Source organism: Actinoallomurus purpureus (assembly GCF_024055795.1).
GTDB lineage: Bacteria > Actinomycetota > Actinomycetes > Streptosporangiales > Streptosporangiaceae > Actinoallomurus > Actinoallomurus purpureus.
Genome location: NZ_JAMXMY010000004.1, coordinates 219,410 through 236,016, shown reverse-complemented (window position 1 = coordinate 236,016; position 16,607 = coordinate 219,410). Strand labels below are relative to the sequence as shown.

The following is a 16,607-nucleotide window of genomic DNA, read 5'->3' as shown; positions in this document are numbered from 1 at the left end:
CGCGTCCGAGCCGGTCTCGGAGCGGCCGCCTGCCGTACGGCCGGGCGAGCCGGCGCGCCGCGGTTCAGAGCTTCCGGCCGACCCCGACCAGTGCTTTGCGCGGGATCGTCAGCTCCCAGGCGCCGAGGTCGTCGACATATTCCATGGTGCTGTGCAACGGCTCGCCGTCGTCATAGTGGAAGATCCGCTTGGCCTCCCCCACGGCCCAGCGGGACGCCCCCTCCACGCCGAGCTCGGCTTCTTTCTTGCAAAGGCCGTACATGTTCACGAGATATTCACCGAGGTTGCGCTCGGCCACCTCGGGCGAGGGCGCGGTCGCGGTATACGGGTCGTCGATTTCGATCACCTCGTAAGCGTCGAATCCTGCTTTGAGTAGATATTCCTCGATCTCGTCGCCGGTGAAGTGATCGAACTCGTGCCCGGTCTGCGAATAGGGATGGACGATCGTCGTGAACCACGTGTCCATCGGGGAGCCGGTTTGGAAGTCGTGGAGCAGGAACGTTCCACCCTGCCGGAGGACCCGGTAGGCGTCGTTGACGACGGAGCCCCGATCCGCCGGAGGAATGTGGTGGCTGCCGTAGGCCAGCAGCACTCCCTCGACGGACTCCGACTGGAAGAGCTGCCGCTCGGCACGCTGGAGCAGCGCCGGAATGCCCGCGGCCCACGCGGTCTCCACCATGTGCGGGGAGGCGTCACAGGTCACCACTTCGACGTCGTCGATGCCGAGGCGCGCGCAGACCTGCCGCACCAGGCCGTTGCCGCCCAGCAGATCGACGATCGTGCGACGGCCGGCCGCGCCGCGCTTGACGGGGGTCGGCCGCATCAGCTCCATCAGCCGGCCGATCCCGTGGGCGCGGGCGTCCACATTGGCCAGCTGCGCGCGGACGTAGCTCGAGCCCCTGCCGCCCGCGGCGTCGGCATCGAAGTCGTCCCGATGGGAGTCGCCCTGCGTGCGGTCCCACTCCCATGATTCGACGCGGGCCAGGTCGATGCGCCGGAAGACGTCCGGCGAATGGCGGCGCAGCTGTTCCAGCTGTGCTCGAAGGTCGTTGCCGGGTACGAAGACACCGTTCTTCTCAGCGGACATTTGTCCTCCGGTCACCGATAATTTCGAGTGCTCTACGGATTTTATTGACCGAAAGCCCGGTTGACCAGACGCGTTTTTGGTAAAGCTGATCTCGGTTAGATGTCTTGTTCGGCCGCCGTTTTTGAGGTATGGCGGCGGCTTCTCGACGTCTCGGAGCCGTGAGCCGACCATGGCCGAATTGGCGCCGTAACTGCCATTTATGCGCCGATCACCTGCGGGGATACCGGTGGGCGGCGGCGTCGAGAGAGTCATCGCGAGCAGGCGTCGGCCGGCGCCAAGTGATCTTTCGACGGAGAGTCACGCTGTTTCGGGCACCCGATGAAGCCATTAGACTTAGTGATAAACGCTCGCGGGGGCCGATGGTTGTCTAGACTGGGTTCGGAGCTGATGAGAATTGCCGCAGGACAAGTTCGACTTCAGATTTCGTGGCGGTCGGCTCTGTCTCGATTTCGCCGCCACGCTGGGTGGGCGTTATCGGGAGCCCGTTGAGCGCCTCGCGGTCCCGGCCGACCTCGGGCGCTGGTTCCGGCTGGCGCTGTCCCTGCCGGCCGACCTGCCGGCGCAGCCGCGCGGCCTCGACGACGCTCGCGCGCTTCGCGAGGCCGTCCACCGCCTCGTTCATCCCGCGACCAGGGCCAAGCCGGCACGCTCCGACGTCGAGCTGCTCAACTCCTGGGCGGTGCACCCCGACTTCGCCCCCGAGCTGTCACCGGACGCCCGATCGGTCACGCTGCGCTCCGCCCGCACCGTGGAGGCCGGCCTGGCGACCGTGGCGCGGGACGCCATCGATCTGCTGACCGGCCCCTGGCTCGAACGGGTCCGCGAATGCGCCTTTTCCGACTGCTCGCTGATGTTCGTCGACACGTCACGCCCCGGACAGCGCCAGTGGTGTGACATGAAGGCCTGCGGCAATCGCCACAAGGTGCGGCAATATCGGAAGGCGCACGCGCGTTAGGTTCCGCTGTCAAGTCCTACGCTTCGGGCGACCCCACCCGTACCGCGACGGCCTTGCACTGGGAGTACTCCCGGAGCGCTTCAAAACCCTTCTCCCGGCCGAATCCGGACCGCTTGTACCCGCCGAACGGGAGTTCCACCGCGCCCGCGGCACTGTAATTGTTGACGAAGACCTGGCCCGCGCGGAGTTCCCGCACCAGATGGTGTGCCAGGCCGACATCGCGGGTCCACACACCGGCGCTCAGCCCGTACGACGTGCGATTGGCCAGCTCGACGGCGTGCGCGGTGTCCCGGAAGGGGATGGCGCACAGCACGGGTCCGAAGATCTCCTCCTGCACGGTGCGCGAGTCGTGCGGGATCTCGTCGAAGATGGTGGGCCGCACGAAGAATCCGCCGGCCAGCTCGGGATCGTCCGGCGGCCCTCCGCCGGTGACGACGCGGCCGTCCTTCTTGCCCTGCTCGATGTAGCCGAGCACGCGGTCCCGCTGCTTGGCGGAGATGAGAGGGCCGAGGTCCGGGTCGGTCCGGCCGGGCCCGATCGACATGCGCTCGAACGCCGCGGCGAGCGCGTCGACCGTCGCTTCGTACACCGTCTCGTGCACGAGCAGACGGGATCCCGCCGAGCAGTTCTGGCCGGCGTGCTCGGTGATGGACGAGACGATCAGCGGGATGGCCTGGCCCGGATCGAAGTCGGGGAAGACCAGGTGCGGTGACTTCCCGCCCAGCTCCAGTGTCACCGGGACGATGTTGGCGGCCGCCCCGGCCATCACCAGGGTGCCCACCTCGCGCGAGCCGGTGAAGGCCAGATGGTCGACGCCGGGATGGGCCACCAGCGCCGCCCCGGCTTCCTCGCCGTACCCCGGGACGACGTTGAACACTCCGGGCGGGAGCCCGGCCTCCAGGGCCAGCTCCGCGATGCGCATCGGCGTCAGGGGAGCGTCCTCCGCCGGCTTGAGCACGCAGGTGTTCCCGGCGGCCAGCGCGGGGGCGATGGTCCGCGCGACCACCTGCATCGGGTAGTTCCACGGGATGATGTGGCCGCACACGCCGTACGGCTCCAGCAGCGTGTACGCGACCACGTCGGGCTGGGAGAACAGCGTGTCGCCGAACAGCGCCTCGACGCATCCGGCGTAGAAGTCGAAGTAGCGCGCCGCGGCGTCCGCGTCGACGAACGCCTGGGACAGCGGCTTGCCGGTGTCGAGCGTCTCCAGCTCGGCGAGTTCGGTGCGGTGGTCGCGGATCGCGTCGGCGATCCGCCGGCAGAGCGTCGCGCGGTCGGCCGCGGAGACGTGCCGCCAGCCGTCCTCGAAGGCGTCTCGCGCCGAGGCGACCGCCAGGTCGATCTCCTGCGAACCACCTCGGACCGTGCGCGCGCACACTTCACCGGTCGAGGGGTTCAGAACGTCGATGCTGTCATCGGTCTCCACGGGTTTACCGCCGATGAGCGCTTGCCGTACCTGAGGTGCCACGGACATGGGCCGTCTCCTATGGGCGATCTTTCGGTACTCCCATGAGCCCGGAGAACGGTCCCGGTGTCAACCTCAGGCCCGGTCTCGTTATGGGCCGAAGGTCAATACTTCATCGACGCGTGGAAGATCCGGGTCAGGTCGTCGGCGGTGACGTCGCGCGGGCATCCGACGAGCAGACGCTGCTGCTTGGCCGCGCCGTCGACCAGGAGGGGGATGTCCCGTGTCTCGTAGCCGAAGGAGCCGACACCGTTCGGCCCTCCGGTGTCCCGCATGATGTCCAGGATCGTCTGCGGGAGCAGGTCCGCGCCGTTCCGTACGGTCACGCCCGCCGTCGACGCGCCGAGCAGCTCGGCGGCGCGCAGATGACGCTCCGGCGAGGCCGGGTAGGTGAACTCGAACGCCGCGGGCGCGGTGGCGATCACCGACTCGCCGTGCGGCACGAGCGGGTGGTCGACGATGTAGTCCCGAGGCCGGTACTCGGTGACCATTCCGGCGATGGGGTAGGCGCAGGCGTGCGGGATGTGGGTCCCCGCGTTGCCGAAGCCCATCCCCGCGTAGGCGGCCGCCTGGCTCATCGCGGTGCGCGCCTCCACGTCGAGGGCGTTCAGCACCGACCGCCGGAAGTACGTCCCGATCAGCGCGAGGGCCTTCTCCGCCCACACGTCGCTGATCGGATTGGCCCCGATGTAGATCGGCCGGCCGGCCGGGGACGGGTACGGCGGGCGCTGGTCGTACGCGCGGGCGGTGTACGACTCGCAGGCGTGCGTCAGGACGTCGTACCCGGAGGCGGCCGCCACCGCGGGCGGCATGGTGAGGGTGTTCAGCGGGTCGATGATGGAGGCCGACGGGCGTAGCCGCAGGTCGCTGATCCCGGTCTTCACCCGCAGGTCGGTGATGCCGAGCGCGACCATCGCGGTGCACTCGCTGCCGCTCCCGGCCGTGGTGGGCATGGCCACCAGCGGCTTGAGGACGCCCGGGATCGTCCGGCCGGCGCCGATCGGCTTGTTCAGGTAGTCGCGCAGCGGGATGTCGGGATGGCTGTGCAGGAGGTTGAGCACCTTCGCCGTGTCGATCGAACTGCCGCCGCCCACCGCGACATAGCCGTCCACCGGCCGGTCGGCCAGCTTGCGGGCGGCCTCCTCACACCCCTGGTCGGACGGCTCGACCCGCACCTCGTCGAAAACGGTGGCCTCGATCCCCGCCTGCTCGACCAGCTCGCGTACGCGCCGTACGGGCCCGACGCGGGCGACGTTCGGGTCGGTGACGATCAGGACGGAGCCGACGCCGAGCCGGCTCAGCTCGTACCCGATCTCGGCGGTCGCGCCCGCGCCGATGCGGATCGGCGGCGCCTGCCAGGTGATGACCGTCTCGTGCGGGTAGAGGGTGCCGTCCCGATGGGTCGCCCAGCCGTCCATCATTCTCCGTCTCTGCGGCCCGCCGGAGCGGGTGCGGGGTCACCGAGCATCGACCGTGCCAGGCGGACCTGCGGTGTCGTCGGCGTCAGGCCGAACATCCGGAGGATCGTCTCGGCCGCCTCCGGTGTCGGGATGCTGAGCATGCACAGCATCCGGTCGCCGGGCAGGGTGGTGGCGGCGAAGTAGTCGTTGACCTTCTCGTCCCTCGACTCCGGCAGCCACGGATACAAGTCTGCGGGCTCGCCGGCGCCCCGGATGATGCCCGTCGAGGGAACGAACGTATGGCCCGGGGCGGCGATCGCGGCCACCCGCTCGGCCGTCCGTACGATGCGCGGGTCCTGCCGCTCCGCGTAGATGTCGGGATAGAACGCCACATCGGGGACTCGGGTGAAGCCGCGCATCGCGCAGTAGACGATCGGGTTGAACGTCTTCAGCACCCACAGCTCGGGGAACTCTGAGGTGCTCTCGTAGATCCCCTCGATGTGGCGCCCCCACGTGCCGGCGAACGCGATGCCGTCGCCCTGGCGTCGTTCGCCGACGAACTGGGTCATGATGTGCAGGAACCCTCCACCGGCCGGTGTGGTGCACCATCGTGACGACAGTGCACCGACCACCGAACGGCGCGGTGTCTCGACCGCGAGCGTGATCAGGTCGGCGTCCCTGAGCATGTCGCGCCGAAGGGTGAACAGCGACCTCATCCGGAGCGCCGGCAGCGCCTCGGTCAGGCCGTCGACGATCCACTCCTCGACGTCGGGTGCCAGGCCGTGGCTCGGCGCCAGGTTGCTGATCTCCAGGGTGCCGGTGTCGGCCACGGCCATGGGGTCCACTTCCTGACGGTCGAGGGGGTCGGGGTCACGCGGGGATCATCACCGGATCCGGCAGCTCGATCGACGCCTTCTCGTCGACGGTCATCTTGTACAGCTCGAGGAAGTACATCTGCCAGAGACGAGAGATGTCCTGAAGGTGCAGCAGCGCCTTCTCCTCGTCGGCCTCGGTCTTGACCATCGTCTCGAGAACGGTCCAGACGAAGTCGTCGTGGTGGTCGTCCAGGTCCGTCCCGACATGGGCGCGCTGACCCTTGATCTTCTCCTTGCCGAGCCGCTTCTCCAGGTTGTCCAGCCAGTGCGGCTGGGTGCGCGTCGTCACGTACTCGACGAAGTAGACGCTCACGAGCAGGGCGAGCGGGGTGCCCTCGTACTCGATGCCGTACTCCAGGTACCCGGTGAGGAGCTTGGTCGAGAGCAGCGGCTCGGTCGAGTAGATCTGCTCCTTCGACACGCCGACCTTCTCCAGGTCCGCGGCGAACAGCCGGTCGTGCAGCATCTCGTCGTCGGTGTAGTGCGCCCAGGCCTTGGCGGCGACCGGGTCGACCTTGGTGAAGTACCGGATGGCGAGCGCGTCGATCGTGCGCTTGCGGCGGAGCCGCAGGATCGTCTCGATGTTGTGCCGCCGGTAGTAGTCGAGGTGGATGTCCTTGCCCTCGAGCTGGTGACGTGCGAAGGGGATCTTCTCGTAGAAGTCCGCGATGGCCGTGTCGAGGTACTTGTCGACACGGGTTCGGAACTCCGGACGGTCGGTCTTCAGCTGCACGGTCTCCTCCTGTTGTTCAAATGTCGTTCCATGCCTCAGTGGCAGCCGCAGCTCGCGCTCCGGATGCGGTTGATCCGCGGTCTTCCCTGCTCCGCGCCCGCTCGGTTCCCGAGGACGAGAGTCCCGGCGTCGTCGAGCAGCGACACGGTCGGGCAGATGAAGGTCAGCGCGAACTTCGTGAAGGGCGTCAGGCCCAGGCCGATGTGCACGACGCCGCCGGCGGCGCCATAGGTCTCATTGAGCCCGCAGTTCGCCGGGCTGACCTCCATGCCGGTGTTGATGCCGAACCCGAGCTCCCAGATGGACCGGTAACGGGGTTCTTCGGTGAAGAGCTCGTCGAAGACCGCGACGAGGGCCGCGCCCTCCGCGGTTCCCCCGGTGTCGCGGACCTCGGTGATGCTCCCGTCCTCCACGGTCAGCACCAGCGCGTTCCTGCGCAGCGGGACCAGCCGTTCGTAGAGGTCCGCCTGCTCCGCGTCCAGTGCCCGGTCGTATCCGGCGTGGACGATCGGCCAGCCCTGCAGGACGAGCGTGCCGGACAGCGCCAGGCGCCGGTCCTCGTCGAACTCCGTGATGTCCATCGGAAGCACGCTCAGCTCTCCGGCCGGCGCTATCTGCTGCTCACCGGGGCCGAGGAAGCCCGCCTGCTGGTTCCAGACGTAGCCGCCGCCGAAGGGGTCGAAGCGGCAGGAGGTCCCGTGCTCGGCGTCGACGATCCGAAGGTGGGAGGCGTTCTTCACGGCCTCGAAGAAGCGGTCGGCGAAGGCTTCCTGAGCGGCGGGGTCGGTGCGCTCGATGACCCGGAGGAAGTAGCGGATCTGGTCCGCGGTGACCGGGGTGGAGGCGCAGGGCAGTACGGCGATGCGCCGGCCCGGACCGATGGCCGACGCGTCGGGCGAGGACAGGAAGGTGCGCCGGCAGATCGCCACGACGTCCGCGGTCTGCGGGATGTCGGTCGACAGCAGCTTTCCGAGATCACCGTCCGGCCCGATCGGGACGATCATGCATTGCGTGTACGGAGGGGCGAGGACGACGGTGAATTCATCGATGAACTCCTCGTCGACGATGATGCAGAAGGTGTCCGCCGGCGTGCCGAACTGACGGAACGCGCTCGGCTGCACGGTGACCTGAGGTCCATTTTCCGCGTTCATTGATTCAATCCCATTCTTCGCCGGCACGTTCCGGAGGGGTACGATGGGAGGGCAGGTGGACCGCTTGCGCCGGTCCACCTGCCTCTACCACTCAGCCCGGAGGCTGTCATCAGCATGCTCAGCCAAGCAGCGTGCCCAGGTAGTTGCTGTTCTTACGGACCTCGATCTTGGTGTCCTTCTCCTCCATTTTGGCACCTCCTCCCGGGGTTAGAAGGGTCACTTACTAGCCGCGCGCGTGGCTAGGAATTGGGGAAGACGGCCAGACGGTCCGGCGGCCCGCCGCCGGGGTTACCGAGGACTACTTCACCGGTGTCCGTGTAGACCGTCGTATCCGGCGAGATGATGTCCAGGTGGAACTGCGTGAACGGGGTGAGTCCGAGGCCCCAGTGAAGGCAGCCGTCGGTCCCGCCGTACACCTCGTTCATCGCGTGGTTTCCGGGAAGGATGTCCAGGCTGGTGTTCAGCGCGTGGCCCATTTCCCAGACGATGCGGTATCGGGAGTCGACCTCGAACATCGTGTTCAGCATGTCGACCGCGGACTGCGCACCGGAATGGTGGGCGCGCAGGCTCGTGATGATGCCCCTCTCGACCGTGGCGACCACGCCGTGCAGGTTCATCGACGACAGCCGGCTGTGGATCCGGGCCTGGTCGCGACGGGAGAAGGACGGGGTCCCGCTGTGCAGGATGGGGTAGCCGCGGAAGGTGATCTCACCCTCGATCGGCAGGTGCAGGTCCTCGTGGAATTCGACGATCTGCGTGGGCAGCACGCTGATCTCCCCGGAGGGGACGATCTGCTGCTCGCCCCATTCGAGCGAGCCGGCCTGCTGGTTCCACACGAGGCCCGGCTGGAGATGCTGCAATGTCGCGCGGGTGCCGTGCCGTTCGTCGACGTAGACGAGGTGATCGGCTCTCTCCAGCTTGTCGAAGAATCCGTCGGAGAAGCGGTCCTGTTCCTGGGGTGAGGTCCGCTGCATCACGTCGATGAAATGCTTGATGGTCGTGATGGAGGTCGGCGTCGAGTTGCACGCCATGCCCATGAGCTTGCGGCGGGGGCCCAGCTGCTCCGGCATGGGGGATTCGAAGAACGCCTCAGGAGAGATCGCGAGCACGTGCGCCGGCTCGGGGACCCGCTCCGGGAGCACTTCCTCGAAGCGTTCTCCGGTCTTGAAAGGAATCTTCAGGTAATCCCGGTAGCCGCCGCTCTCGATGATGGAGATCTGGTCCATGTGCTCGGGGTTGGTGACGAGACAGAACACGCTGTCCATCGGATCACCGAACTGGCGCAGTTTGGCCGGGTCAACGACTACCGCTTCAGACATCAGAGTTCCTCTCCTGGACCCCTAGTGGCGGCGATCTCTGTTTGTTTTTCGTACCTTGATACTCCAATCCGGGGATTCGAGAGTCAACCCGACTCACAATGCCATCAAGGAAAGCAATAACAGAGGCCGCCTGTTGACATGTGTTTCGCCGCGATATATAGGCCGGTGACGCACAAGAGCGCAGTGCCGTATTCGGCACTGCGCTCTTCGTGTTCGGGCGTGGTCGCCGCGTGTGCGGCCGCGTCCGCTCAGTTCTTCTCGGATTCCTCCACCACGGGCGGCTGGCCGTTGATGAGAAGGGCCCCGCCGGCGTCCGCTGCGTTCGCGGGGTCGGTGAGGATGCCGCTCATCGGCGAGCGGGGCTTGACGCCCCGGTGGTCGTTGACCTCCGGATAGTGCACCGCATGGCGCCGCCGGGTCTCCTCCGCGAGCTGTGACTCGGGCACCAGGTGCCGTTCGGGCTCGTGGTCGCCGTGCACCGTTGTGATCAGCCGCAGGTCCGGACGGTGCGGCGCCGCGACGCAGACACGGTGGGCGATCCCGCGAGGGTCGCCACCGGGGATCGCCAGATGCCGGGTGCCCTCGTAGTCCACGACGACCGCCTCGTTCACCTGGTCGCCGTCCTCCTCCTTCGCCAGTCGCTCCTGTACGTGCTCGAGTTCGGAGACGTCGGGGAAGGCCCAGACGTCGGTCCGCTGGTCGGCGATGATCGACACCGGCGCGGTGGCTCCGGAGATGAGCGTGCCGCGCTTGGCGATCGGGGGACGCGAGCGGCAGAGGATCGGCAGCCCGTGCCGTTCGGCCAGCTCGACCGCGAGCGGATGCAGCACCTTCGCACCGGCGCGGGTCATCCGCAGCGCGGCCCCGTACCCCAGCGCGGAGAGCACCCGAGCCTCCGGCAGGAGATAAGGATCCGCCGTGTACACGCCGGGAACGTCGGAGAAGATCTCGCAGTGGTCGGCGCCGAGCGCGACGGCGGCGGCCACGGCCGACAGGTCCGAGCTGTTGCGCCCCAGCATCACGGGGCGGTTGTTGGCGTCCACCCCCTGGCCTCCGGGCACCACGACCACCTCGTACCCGGCGAGCGCCGACCACAGGGGGGCAGGATCGATCTTGACGACCCGTGCTCGTTCCGGTGACCCGGTGGCGTGGAGTCCCTGCTCATGCGCGTCGACCGACCGGGCGCGCACCCCGAGCTCGCACAGGGCGGTCGCCAGCAGTACGGAGCTGACGGTGTCGGCGGTCAGCATCAGCGCCGCCGCCAGCTCGGGCGGCGGCTCGGAGTGCAGCTCTCGCTGGGCGTTCTGTAGCGCTCCCGTGGTGCCCGACATGGCACTCACCACCGCGATGATCCGGCGCGATCCGTCCAGTCGGCCGGCGATGTACCGCGCGACGGTCCGATAGTCGGACAGGTCGAGGAAGCACGCGCCGCCGAACTTGAACACCAGCGGCCGCTCCGGGGACGGCCCGCCCATCAGCCGAGCCATCCGTAGTCGAGGGCCGTGCGCATGATGTCGATCGCGTTGTACGCGGCGCCGACCCACAGATTGTCGGCGACCACCCACATGGCCAGTGAGTCGGGCTGCGATGCGTCGACGCGGACCCGGCCCACGTGGACCAGGGCGCGACCCGCGCCGGACGCCTCGACCGATCGCGGTGAGGGGATGGCCGGGACGTCGCCGCACCGGTACAGCCGGATGCCGTCCGTCCCGGCGAGGGCCTCCTCGGCCTCGGCCGCCGAGATGGGACGTTCCAGGTCGACGTGGACGGCCTCGGAATGGCAGTGGAACACCGGAACCCGGACCGCGGTGGCGTCGACCCTCAGGTCGGGCAGGCTCATGATCTTTCGAGGTTCCGACCGCAGCTTGCGCTCCTCATGCGCGGCGCCCTGGTCGTCCAGCAGGCCGATCTGAGGGACGAGGTCGAAGGCGAGAGGCGGTCCGAACCGGCCCGCATGGAGATCACCCCGTCCGTCCAGGACCGAGCGGCTGTCGTCGGCGAGTTCGGCCAGACCGCGCAGACCGCCGCCCGAGGCGGCCTGGTACGTCGAGACGAACACGCGGCTGAGCCCGCCCAGCCGGTGGATCGGATGCAGCGCCCGGACCAGCTGGATGGTGGAGCAGTTCGGATTGGCGATGATGTTGGACTCGGGGCGTTGCCGCAGGGCCTCGGGGTTCACCTGGGGAACCACGAGCGGAACGTCCTCGCGTGCACGGAACGCCGAACTGTTGTCGATGACCAGGCAGCCGGCCGCCGCGGCCTTCTCGGCGACCTGACGGCTCACCTCCGCGCCGGCTGCGAAGAAGACCAGGTCCATGGCCGTGAAGTCCACGTCATTGAGCGCACGGACCGGTTCGATCTGTGCGTCGAGCCCGAGTTGGGCGCCTATGTCTACCCCCGCCGAACGTGCGGACGCGACCGGCGACAGGCGTACTGGAGGCATACCGGGTCGGCTCAGCAGGGCGAGAAGCTCATGCCCCACGGCTCCGGTCGCTCCCACGACGGCTGTGCGCAGCATCGCGCACCTTCCTTTCCTGGTGGTGAGAGCGGCGACGCTCGTGCGTCACCGAGAGGGAGTCCGGGAACGTGGCCGGTCCCGGCCTTGGTGATGTCCCATCAGACAATAACCGGTATAACTAGTTACATGACGGAATATAGGGGCGGAAGCTAGGAAGCATGAGCGAGAGCGGCAGATCATCCCTGCGCGACAGCGCGGCGTTGTTTGTCGCTTTTGTGCTGCTACGGCGTCCTGGACGAGCCGTTCGCGAATATCGCGGGAAGACGCAGATCGGCCGGTGGTGGCGCGACCTCATCGGGCAGGGGAACGACACGGCCGGCCGTGCGCCGCGCACGACCGGCCGTGAAGAGGGAGGGTCAGCCGACCACCGGGCGAGCGACCGAGAAGGCCTGCCCGAAGACCTCCTTGGCGCGCGACCAGACGGCGCTGCGCCAGTCGCACGCCGCCGGGTAGAAGGCGTTCCGGATCTGCTGCTTGATGCTCGCCGCGAGTTCGGGGTCGGGGTCGGCCTGCAGGTGAAGCCAGTTGTCGGCGCGCAGGGCGTCGAGCACCTCGTTGCCGGGGAGCGTGCCGAACTCGAGGGTGATCGCGGTCAGCTCCTGGTCGGGCGGCAGCTCACGGGCGACCAGGCTCGCCGTGTTGCCGATGATCGGCGTCGAGCTGGAGGTTCCGTCCTCGGACATCGTGAGTTCGGAGCCGTACCAGGCGCGGGCCCGGTCGAGGGCGCCGCTGTCCAGCCCGCCGCGGAAGATCGGCTCTCCGTGACCCCGGGGGCCGAGGCCCGTGTGCAGATCGACGTAGGCGATGCGCGGGATGCCGATCAGGAAGTCGCGCACGATCGTGCGGAGCAGCCGGTGGGACCACGCCGGCGAGGTGCCTCCGTAGAAGAGGCCGTCGGGGTGACGGTACTGCCCGTGGGTGATCGACTCCTGGAGGTAACGCACCCCGCGCTCCGCACCGATCTTCGCGAGGAAGCGGTTCGCCTCGCTCTTCTCCGGACCGGTCCACGAGGCGGGCACCAAGGCGTCGTGCAACTCGTCGTACGCGGAGTTGTGCGGGGGAGCGTCGTGATCCACGAAGTTCCGGTTGAGGTCGATGTTGTCCTCGTTGACCCGTCGCTGATAGGCGAATCCGTACGGATTGAGGGCGTGGACCAGCAGAACAGAGGTTCCGGGCGGGGCCTTATCGAGAATGGATTCGCGAAGAAATCCCACCTGACAGGCGGACCCGCAGAATCCCTCGACACCGTGGGTGCCGGAGACCAGAACGAGCACGGAATCGGAGTCGCGGGAGCCGATCCAAGCGACATCCGTGCGCAGTTCGCCGCCGTCAGGCGCTTTTCCGCAGTCGTTGAGGAAGGATGTGAGCTCCGCGCCGGCCAGGTCGGCCGCCTCGAGGAACATCTCGCGGGCCTGCGTGTAGGTCTGGGCGAACTGGGCTGTGTAGCTCATCCTGCGACCGCCGTTCCATCTCAGGGGAGTATCGTGTCCAACACTTCGGCGGTCGGACGGCTGACACTGCGGATCCGATCCAACAGCCGTTGCTCCGCCGCGGCGATTTGCCGAGCGAAATCGAAGACCTTGTCGGCGTGCTCTCGCGGGAAGAAGACCACGCCATTCGAATCGGCGGCGACCGCGCATCCGGAGGTCACGGGCCGGCCGTCGACGACGACGTCGCACCCCACATCGGTCAACGCCAGCCGTCCCCGCATGCTCGCCGGATGGGTGCCGCGGGCGAAGGTCGGGAACCCGAGCCCGGCGAGCTGGTCGGCGTCGCGGGCGGAGCCGTTGACCAGCGCCGCGCGCACCTCGAAGCGCATGGCGGCCGTCGCAAGCACGGAACCCCAGCACTGCAGATCCGTCCGTCCGCCGAGGTCGATGAGGACCGCGTCGTCCTCCGTGTCTTCGAAGATCTGGATGAGGGAGCCGAGCCGCGTGCCCCGGCCGGGCCGGAGCGCGATCGTGGTGACCGTGCCGGCGAAGGGAGCGCATCCGGAATAGACAGGCCTGATCTCGCCCGTGCGGACACACGGAACCCCGAGCTGATCACAAGAGTCCGATATTTCGCAGACGGTCGCTACTTCAAAAAGATCGTCAACGTCCATGTCGCGCCCCCGGGTGATCGTTCGCTGGCCGGATCCGGTCAGTGCTCCGCGCCTTGGCACCCGCTGGCCTCCTCATCAGACAAGCTGGTCAGTAGTTAACGTCAAGGCGGTATATAACGGAAATTACAATACCAGAACGCCTCATCTGCCTTGCCGATAACCGCAGCCTGACGGGCATCTTCCGTGCGCATCCAACGACAAATGATCAGTGGTCTTCTCGATCCCAACTAGGTAGCTGACCGATCGTTATATTTCGGTACCACAGAGTGTGTGGGCCACCTGTTGCATAATCGCAGCGGTACCCCATTGGTCCAGTCGTTGAAGCAGGGGAGTTTGCGTGGAACTTCGCCAGCTGCGTTACTTCGTGATCCTCGCCGAGGAGCTGCACTTCGGAAGGGCGGCTCAACGCCACCACATCGGCCAATCCGCGCTGAGCCAGCAGTTGCGGCTGCTGGAGCGAGAGCTCGGCGTACGCCTCCTGGACCGCAGTACCCATCATGTGCAGCTCACCTGCTGCGGAAAGGCGTTCCTCACGGAGGCGAGGAAGATCCTTTCTCAGGTCGAACGCGCCGTCGCACTCGCGAGGAGCGAGCGGGAAAGACCCACTCTGCGCGTCGGCATCCTCGATCCCTCGTACGACTCGATGCCCCTGGTCCTCAACGAGCTCCAGGAGCGCTACCCGGATCTCAAGATCCAGCAGGTCAGGGCCAGTCTCTCCCAGCAGTACCAGTGGCTCAGCGACGGGCGACTCGACGTCGGCTTCGGACGTGCCTTCCTGACCCCTCCGGAGATCGCGTCCAAGGTGTTCCGGCTGGACCGGCTGGGAGTGCTGCTCTCGGCCCACCACCGCTTCGCCTCGCTCGAGGCCGTACCGGTGAAGATGCTCGCCGGCGAACGCGTCATGATGCACGACGACGACCAGGCACCCGAGTTCAACCAGCTCTTCACCGAGCTGTGCCGCTCGGCCGACGTCGTGCCCACGCCGTACCCCGGTAGCAGCGACCATGTCCACGGCACTCTCCTCCCGGTCAGCCGCAGACGCTGCGTGTTCTGCGTCCCGGCCTCGGGCGCACCGCTGTCGCCGCAGGTCGTGTGGCGGCGGCTGATCGAGCCCGACGCGGTGTACCCGTGGTCGGTCCTGTGGCGGAGCGACGACGAGTCGTCCCACGTGCGGGCGGTGGTCGAATGCGCGCTGCAGCTTGCCCGCGAACGCGGCTGGCTGCGCGACACCGCCGGTGTCGAACGCCCCCAGCACGTCTACGCGCAGATCGGAGTGTGAGGTGCCGGTGTGCGGCCGTCGGCGCGAGCCGGCCGGCCGGCCGATCCCGACGCGAGGCCGCGGGGACCCGCGGCCGAGCGAACCGTCCTCCCGGTCCGGCGGCGATGTTACACACGCGCGTCCGGTGAAACACTCCTAGTCATGGAGACCTGCACGGAGTGCGGCTTCGAACCGACGGCGATCACGGTGGAGGAGACGCCGGGCCTGATCCGCCGGTTCGCGGCCCTGCACCGGGAATGGCTCATCGGCTTCGCGGCCGACGAAGTCCGCCGCGGGGAACTGCGCGTACGTCCGTGTAGCGGAGTGTGGTCACCACTGGAGTACGCCGGGCACCTGCGGGACGTCTGCGCGCTCTTCGACCGGCGCGTTCAGGCCGTGCTCAGGGCGCCCGGAAGCACACTGGAGGTGATCGATCACGATGCCGTCGTCGCCCGGGGCGGGTACGACCGGCTCGACCCCAGGGCCCTCGCCGCCGGTCTCGGCGCGTGTGCCGACCGGCTCGCGACGAGGATGGAAGGCGTAGGGCCGGAGCAGTGGTCGCTGTACGGCGTCCGGGCCGGAGAGAGGCGGACGATCGCGGAGATCGCGAAACGGGCGGTGCACGAGGGCCGTCACCATCTCATGGACGTCGAGCGGATTCTGGCGTCGAGTTCGGGCGCATCCATGCGACGTTGACGGTGTCGGCCGAGGCGGGTGGTGGAACGATCCACCTCCGCAGGCCCCGGTGGTCGTCACCGGGGCCTGCGGCACGTCCTTCGTCCGCCGCGTGCGGAAGACCGCTCGTCTGGGGTGGCTCAGACGCGGTCGGCGGCGATGAGCAGGTACTGGAAGCTGCCGCCGGTGTAAGCGTCGAGGAAGGTGCTCTCGATGCCGGTGGCCAGGCTGGACTCGGCACGCAGCCGCCAGTACGGGATGGTCGCGGCGGTGAGATCCACGACGCCGACCGGGACCAGACGGTGCGCGGCCATCTCCTTGAAGTAGGTGCTGCGCGGGTGGATGTCGCAGATGTAGTGGGCGTTGATCTGGCTGACGGCCCGGGACGGCAGTCCGTACGCGTCGTTGTAGCAGCCGGTGATGCAGACGTATCGGCCGCCGCGCCGAAGCAGCCGGGCGTGCTCGGCGAACAAGGCTCCGAGCTCGACGTACATGGTGGACTCGTTGTTCCAGATCCCCTGAAACGCGCCGGCCGGGAAGCCGGTGCCGAGCATGTTCCGCAGGTGGAAGCGCACCTGATCGCTCACGCCGCGCAGCCGTGCCTGCTCGGTGGCGAAGTCGACCTGGGCCTGGGAGATCGAGATGCCGTCGACCTGGCATCCGAACCGGGATGCGGCCACGAGGCTGGAGCCGCCCCGCCCGCAACCGGCGTCCATGACCCGGTCCGCGGGTCCCAGCACGCCGAGGTGATCGAGGAGGAGATCGGTCTGCGCACACTCGAGGCGGTGCAGTTCCCTGATGACCTGTGCCTCGCGGACCTCGGGCGGGCTCTGCAGGACCGATCGGTCCACGTCGCCGACCCCGTAGTGGTGGTGGTAGATCCCGTCCACCTCGCCCAGGCGCAGGTTGACCGGATTCCGCTCGGCGTTCCAGTAGTCGGCGACCGAACGCTGGTAGGGGCTGGCGAGGACTGCCGGGTCATGGACGGAAGAGTCGTGGACGGCGGTCATGCCGACCTCCTTCGTACTCGTCGGGGGGAGTGACGGATCCGCGTGCCGTCACCGGTG

Annotated in this window: 15 protein-coding genes; 3 read left to right on the top strand and 12 right to left on the bottom strand. The window is 67.9% G+C overall.

Annotated elements, in window-relative coordinates:
* Nucleotides 1-64 precede the first annotated feature (64 nt).
* A complete protein-coding gene (locus tag NE236_RS10695) occupies nt 65-1,339 on the bottom strand; it encodes a class I SAM-dependent methyltransferase (protein WP_252841730.1) in 1,275 nt (424 codons plus the stop codon).
* A 142-nt stretch (nt 1,340-1,481) separates the two neighbouring features.
* Here NE236_RS10695 and NE236_RS10690 point away from each other — a divergent pair, with 142 nt between their 5' ends.
* Nucleotides 1,482-2,042 carry a CGNR zinc finger domain-containing protein gene (locus NE236_RS10690; protein ID WP_252841729.1) on the top strand — a complete coding sequence of 187 codons (561 nt, stop codon included), beginning with the start codon at nt 1,482-1,484 and terminating at the stop codon, nt 2,040-2,042.
* A gap of 16 nt (nt 2,043-2,058) precedes the next feature.
* Here the strand turns inward: NE236_RS10690 and NE236_RS10685 are convergent, their stop codons facing one another.
* The 10 genes from NE236_RS10685 to NE236_RS10640 all read right to left on the bottom strand — a co-directional run bounded on the left by NE236_RS10685 (nt 2,059) and on the right by NE236_RS10640 (nt 13,607).
* Complete coding sequence (locus tag NE236_RS10685; protein ID WP_252841728.1) at nt 2,059-3,516, bottom strand: aldehyde dehydrogenase family protein; 1,458 nt, start codon at nt 3,514-3,516, stop codon at nt 2,059-2,061.
* Nucleotides 3,517-3,611: 95 nt separating this feature from the next.
* Nucleotides 3,612-4,925: a hydroxyacid-oxoacid transhydrogenase gene (locus NE236_RS10680; protein ID WP_252841727.1), complete on the bottom strand. Its 1,314-nt coding sequence runs from the start codon at nt 4,923-4,925 to the stop codon at nt 3,612-3,614.
* A complete protein-coding gene (locus tag NE236_RS10675) occupies nt 4,925-5,752 on the bottom strand; it encodes a hypothetical protein (protein WP_252841726.1) in 828 nt (275 codons plus the stop codon). The genes NE236_RS10680 and NE236_RS10675 overlap by 1 nt, the downstream gene beginning before the upstream one ends.
* Nucleotides 5,753-5,777: 25 nt before the next feature.
* Nucleotides 5,778-6,515: a hypothetical protein gene (locus tag NE236_RS10670; RefSeq protein ID WP_252841725.1), complete on the bottom strand. Its 738-nt coding sequence runs from the start codon at nt 6,513-6,515 to the stop codon at nt 5,778-5,780.
* Between the two features lie 35 nt (nt 6,516-6,550).
* A complete protein-coding gene (locus tag NE236_RS10665; RefSeq protein ID WP_252841724.1) occupies nt 6,551-7,666 on the bottom strand; it encodes a CgnE/CgnB domain-containing protein in 1,116 nt (371 codons plus the stop codon).
* 239 nt (nt 7,667-7,905) lie between these two features.
* On the bottom strand, nt 7,906-8,985 hold the full coding sequence (locus NE236_RS10660; protein ID WP_252841723.1) for a hypothetical protein: 1,080 nt from the start codon (nt 8,983-8,985) through the stop codon (nt 7,906-7,908).
* 248 nt (nt 8,986-9,233) lie between these two features.
* On the bottom strand, nt 9,234-10,460 hold the full coding sequence (locus tag NE236_RS10655) for an amino acid kinase family protein (protein WP_252841722.1): 1,227 nt from the start codon (nt 10,458-10,460) through the stop codon (nt 9,234-9,236).
* Entirely contained in the window at nt 10,460-11,503 is a 1,044-nt protein-coding gene (locus NE236_RS10650; RefSeq protein WP_252841721.1) for an aspartate-semialdehyde dehydrogenase, read from the bottom strand. The genes NE236_RS10655 and NE236_RS10650 overlap by 1 nt, the downstream gene beginning before the upstream one ends.
* 356 nt (nt 11,504-11,859) lie before the next feature.
* On the bottom strand, nt 11,860-12,954 hold the full coding sequence (locus NE236_RS10645) for a M14 family metallopeptidase (RefSeq protein ID WP_252841720.1): 1,095 nt from the start codon (nt 12,952-12,954) through the stop codon (nt 11,860-11,862).
* Between the two features lie 20 nt (nt 12,955-12,974).
* Complete coding sequence (locus NE236_RS10640) at nt 12,975-13,607, bottom strand: RraA family protein (protein ID WP_252841719.1); 633 nt, start codon at nt 13,605-13,607, stop codon at nt 12,975-12,977.
* A gap of 337 nt (nt 13,608-13,944) precedes the next feature.
* Here NE236_RS10640 and NE236_RS10635 point away from each other — a divergent pair, with 337 nt between their 5' ends.
* Together NE236_RS10635 and NE236_RS10630 are read left to right on the top strand one after the other, a co-directional pair.
* Entirely contained in the window at nt 13,945-14,886 is a 942-nt protein-coding gene (locus NE236_RS10635) for a LysR family transcriptional regulator (RefSeq protein WP_252841718.1), read from the top strand.
* Nucleotides 14,887-15,027: 141 nt separating this feature from the next.
* Nucleotides 15,028-15,561 carry a DinB family protein gene (locus NE236_RS10630; RefSeq protein WP_252841717.1) on the top strand — a complete coding sequence of 178 codons (534 nt, stop codon included), beginning with the start codon at nt 15,028-15,030 and terminating at the stop codon, nt 15,559-15,561.
* Between the two features lie 119 nt (nt 15,562-15,680).
* Here the strand turns inward: NE236_RS10630 and NE236_RS10625 are convergent, their stop codons facing one another.
* Entirely contained in the window at nt 15,681-16,550 is an 870-nt protein-coding gene (locus NE236_RS10625) for a geranyl diphosphate 2-C-methyltransferase (protein ID WP_252841716.1), read from the bottom strand.
* Between the last annotated feature and the right edge of the window lie 57 nt (nt 16,551-16,607).

What these genes read in the sequence shown, in the direction of transcription:
- NE236_RS10685 (WP_252841728.1), bottom strand. Translation starts at nt 3,516, where the DNA reads ATGTCCGTGGCACCTCAGGTACGGCAAGCGCTCATCGGCGGTAAACCC.
- NE236_RS10665 (WP_252841724.1), bottom strand. Translation starts at nt 7,666, where the DNA reads ATGAACGCGGAAAATGGACCTCAGGTCACCGTGCAGCCGAGCGCGTTC.
- NE236_RS10650 (WP_252841721.1), bottom strand. Translation starts at nt 11,503, where the DNA reads ATGCTGCGCACAGCCGTCGTGGGAGCGACCGGAGCCGTGGGGCATGAG.
- NE236_RS10695 (WP_252841730.1), bottom strand. Translation starts at nt 1,339, where the DNA reads ATGACTCTCTCGACGCCGCCGCCCACCGGTATCCCCGCAGGTGATCGG.
- NE236_RS10655 (WP_252841722.1), bottom strand. Translation starts at nt 10,460, where the DNA reads ATGGGCGGGCCGTCCCCGGAGCGGCCGCTGGTGTTCAAGTTCGGCGGC.
- NE236_RS10660 (WP_252841723.1), bottom strand. Translation starts at nt 8,985, where the DNA reads ATGTCTGAAGCGGTAGTCGTTGACCCGGCCAAACTGCGCCAGTTCGGT.
- NE236_RS10630 (WP_252841717.1), top strand. Translation starts at nt 15,028, where the DNA reads ATGGAGACCTGCACGGAGTGCGGCTTCGAACCGACGGCGATCACGGTG.
- NE236_RS10625 (WP_252841716.1), bottom strand. Translation starts at nt 16,550, where the DNA reads ATGACCGCCGTCCACGACTCTTCCGTCCATGACCCGGCAGTCCTCGCC.
- NE236_RS10680 (WP_252841727.1), bottom strand. Translation starts at nt 4,925, where the DNA reads ATGGACGGCTGGGCGACCCATCGGGACGGCACCCTCTACCCGCACGAG.
- NE236_RS10640 (WP_252841719.1), bottom strand. Translation starts at nt 13,607, where the DNA reads ATGGACGTTGACGATCTTTTTGAAGTAGCGACCGTCTGCGAAATATCG.
- NE236_RS10645 (WP_252841720.1), bottom strand. Translation starts at nt 12,954, where the DNA reads ATGAGCTACACAGCCCAGTTCGCCCAGACCTACACGCAGGCCCGCGAG.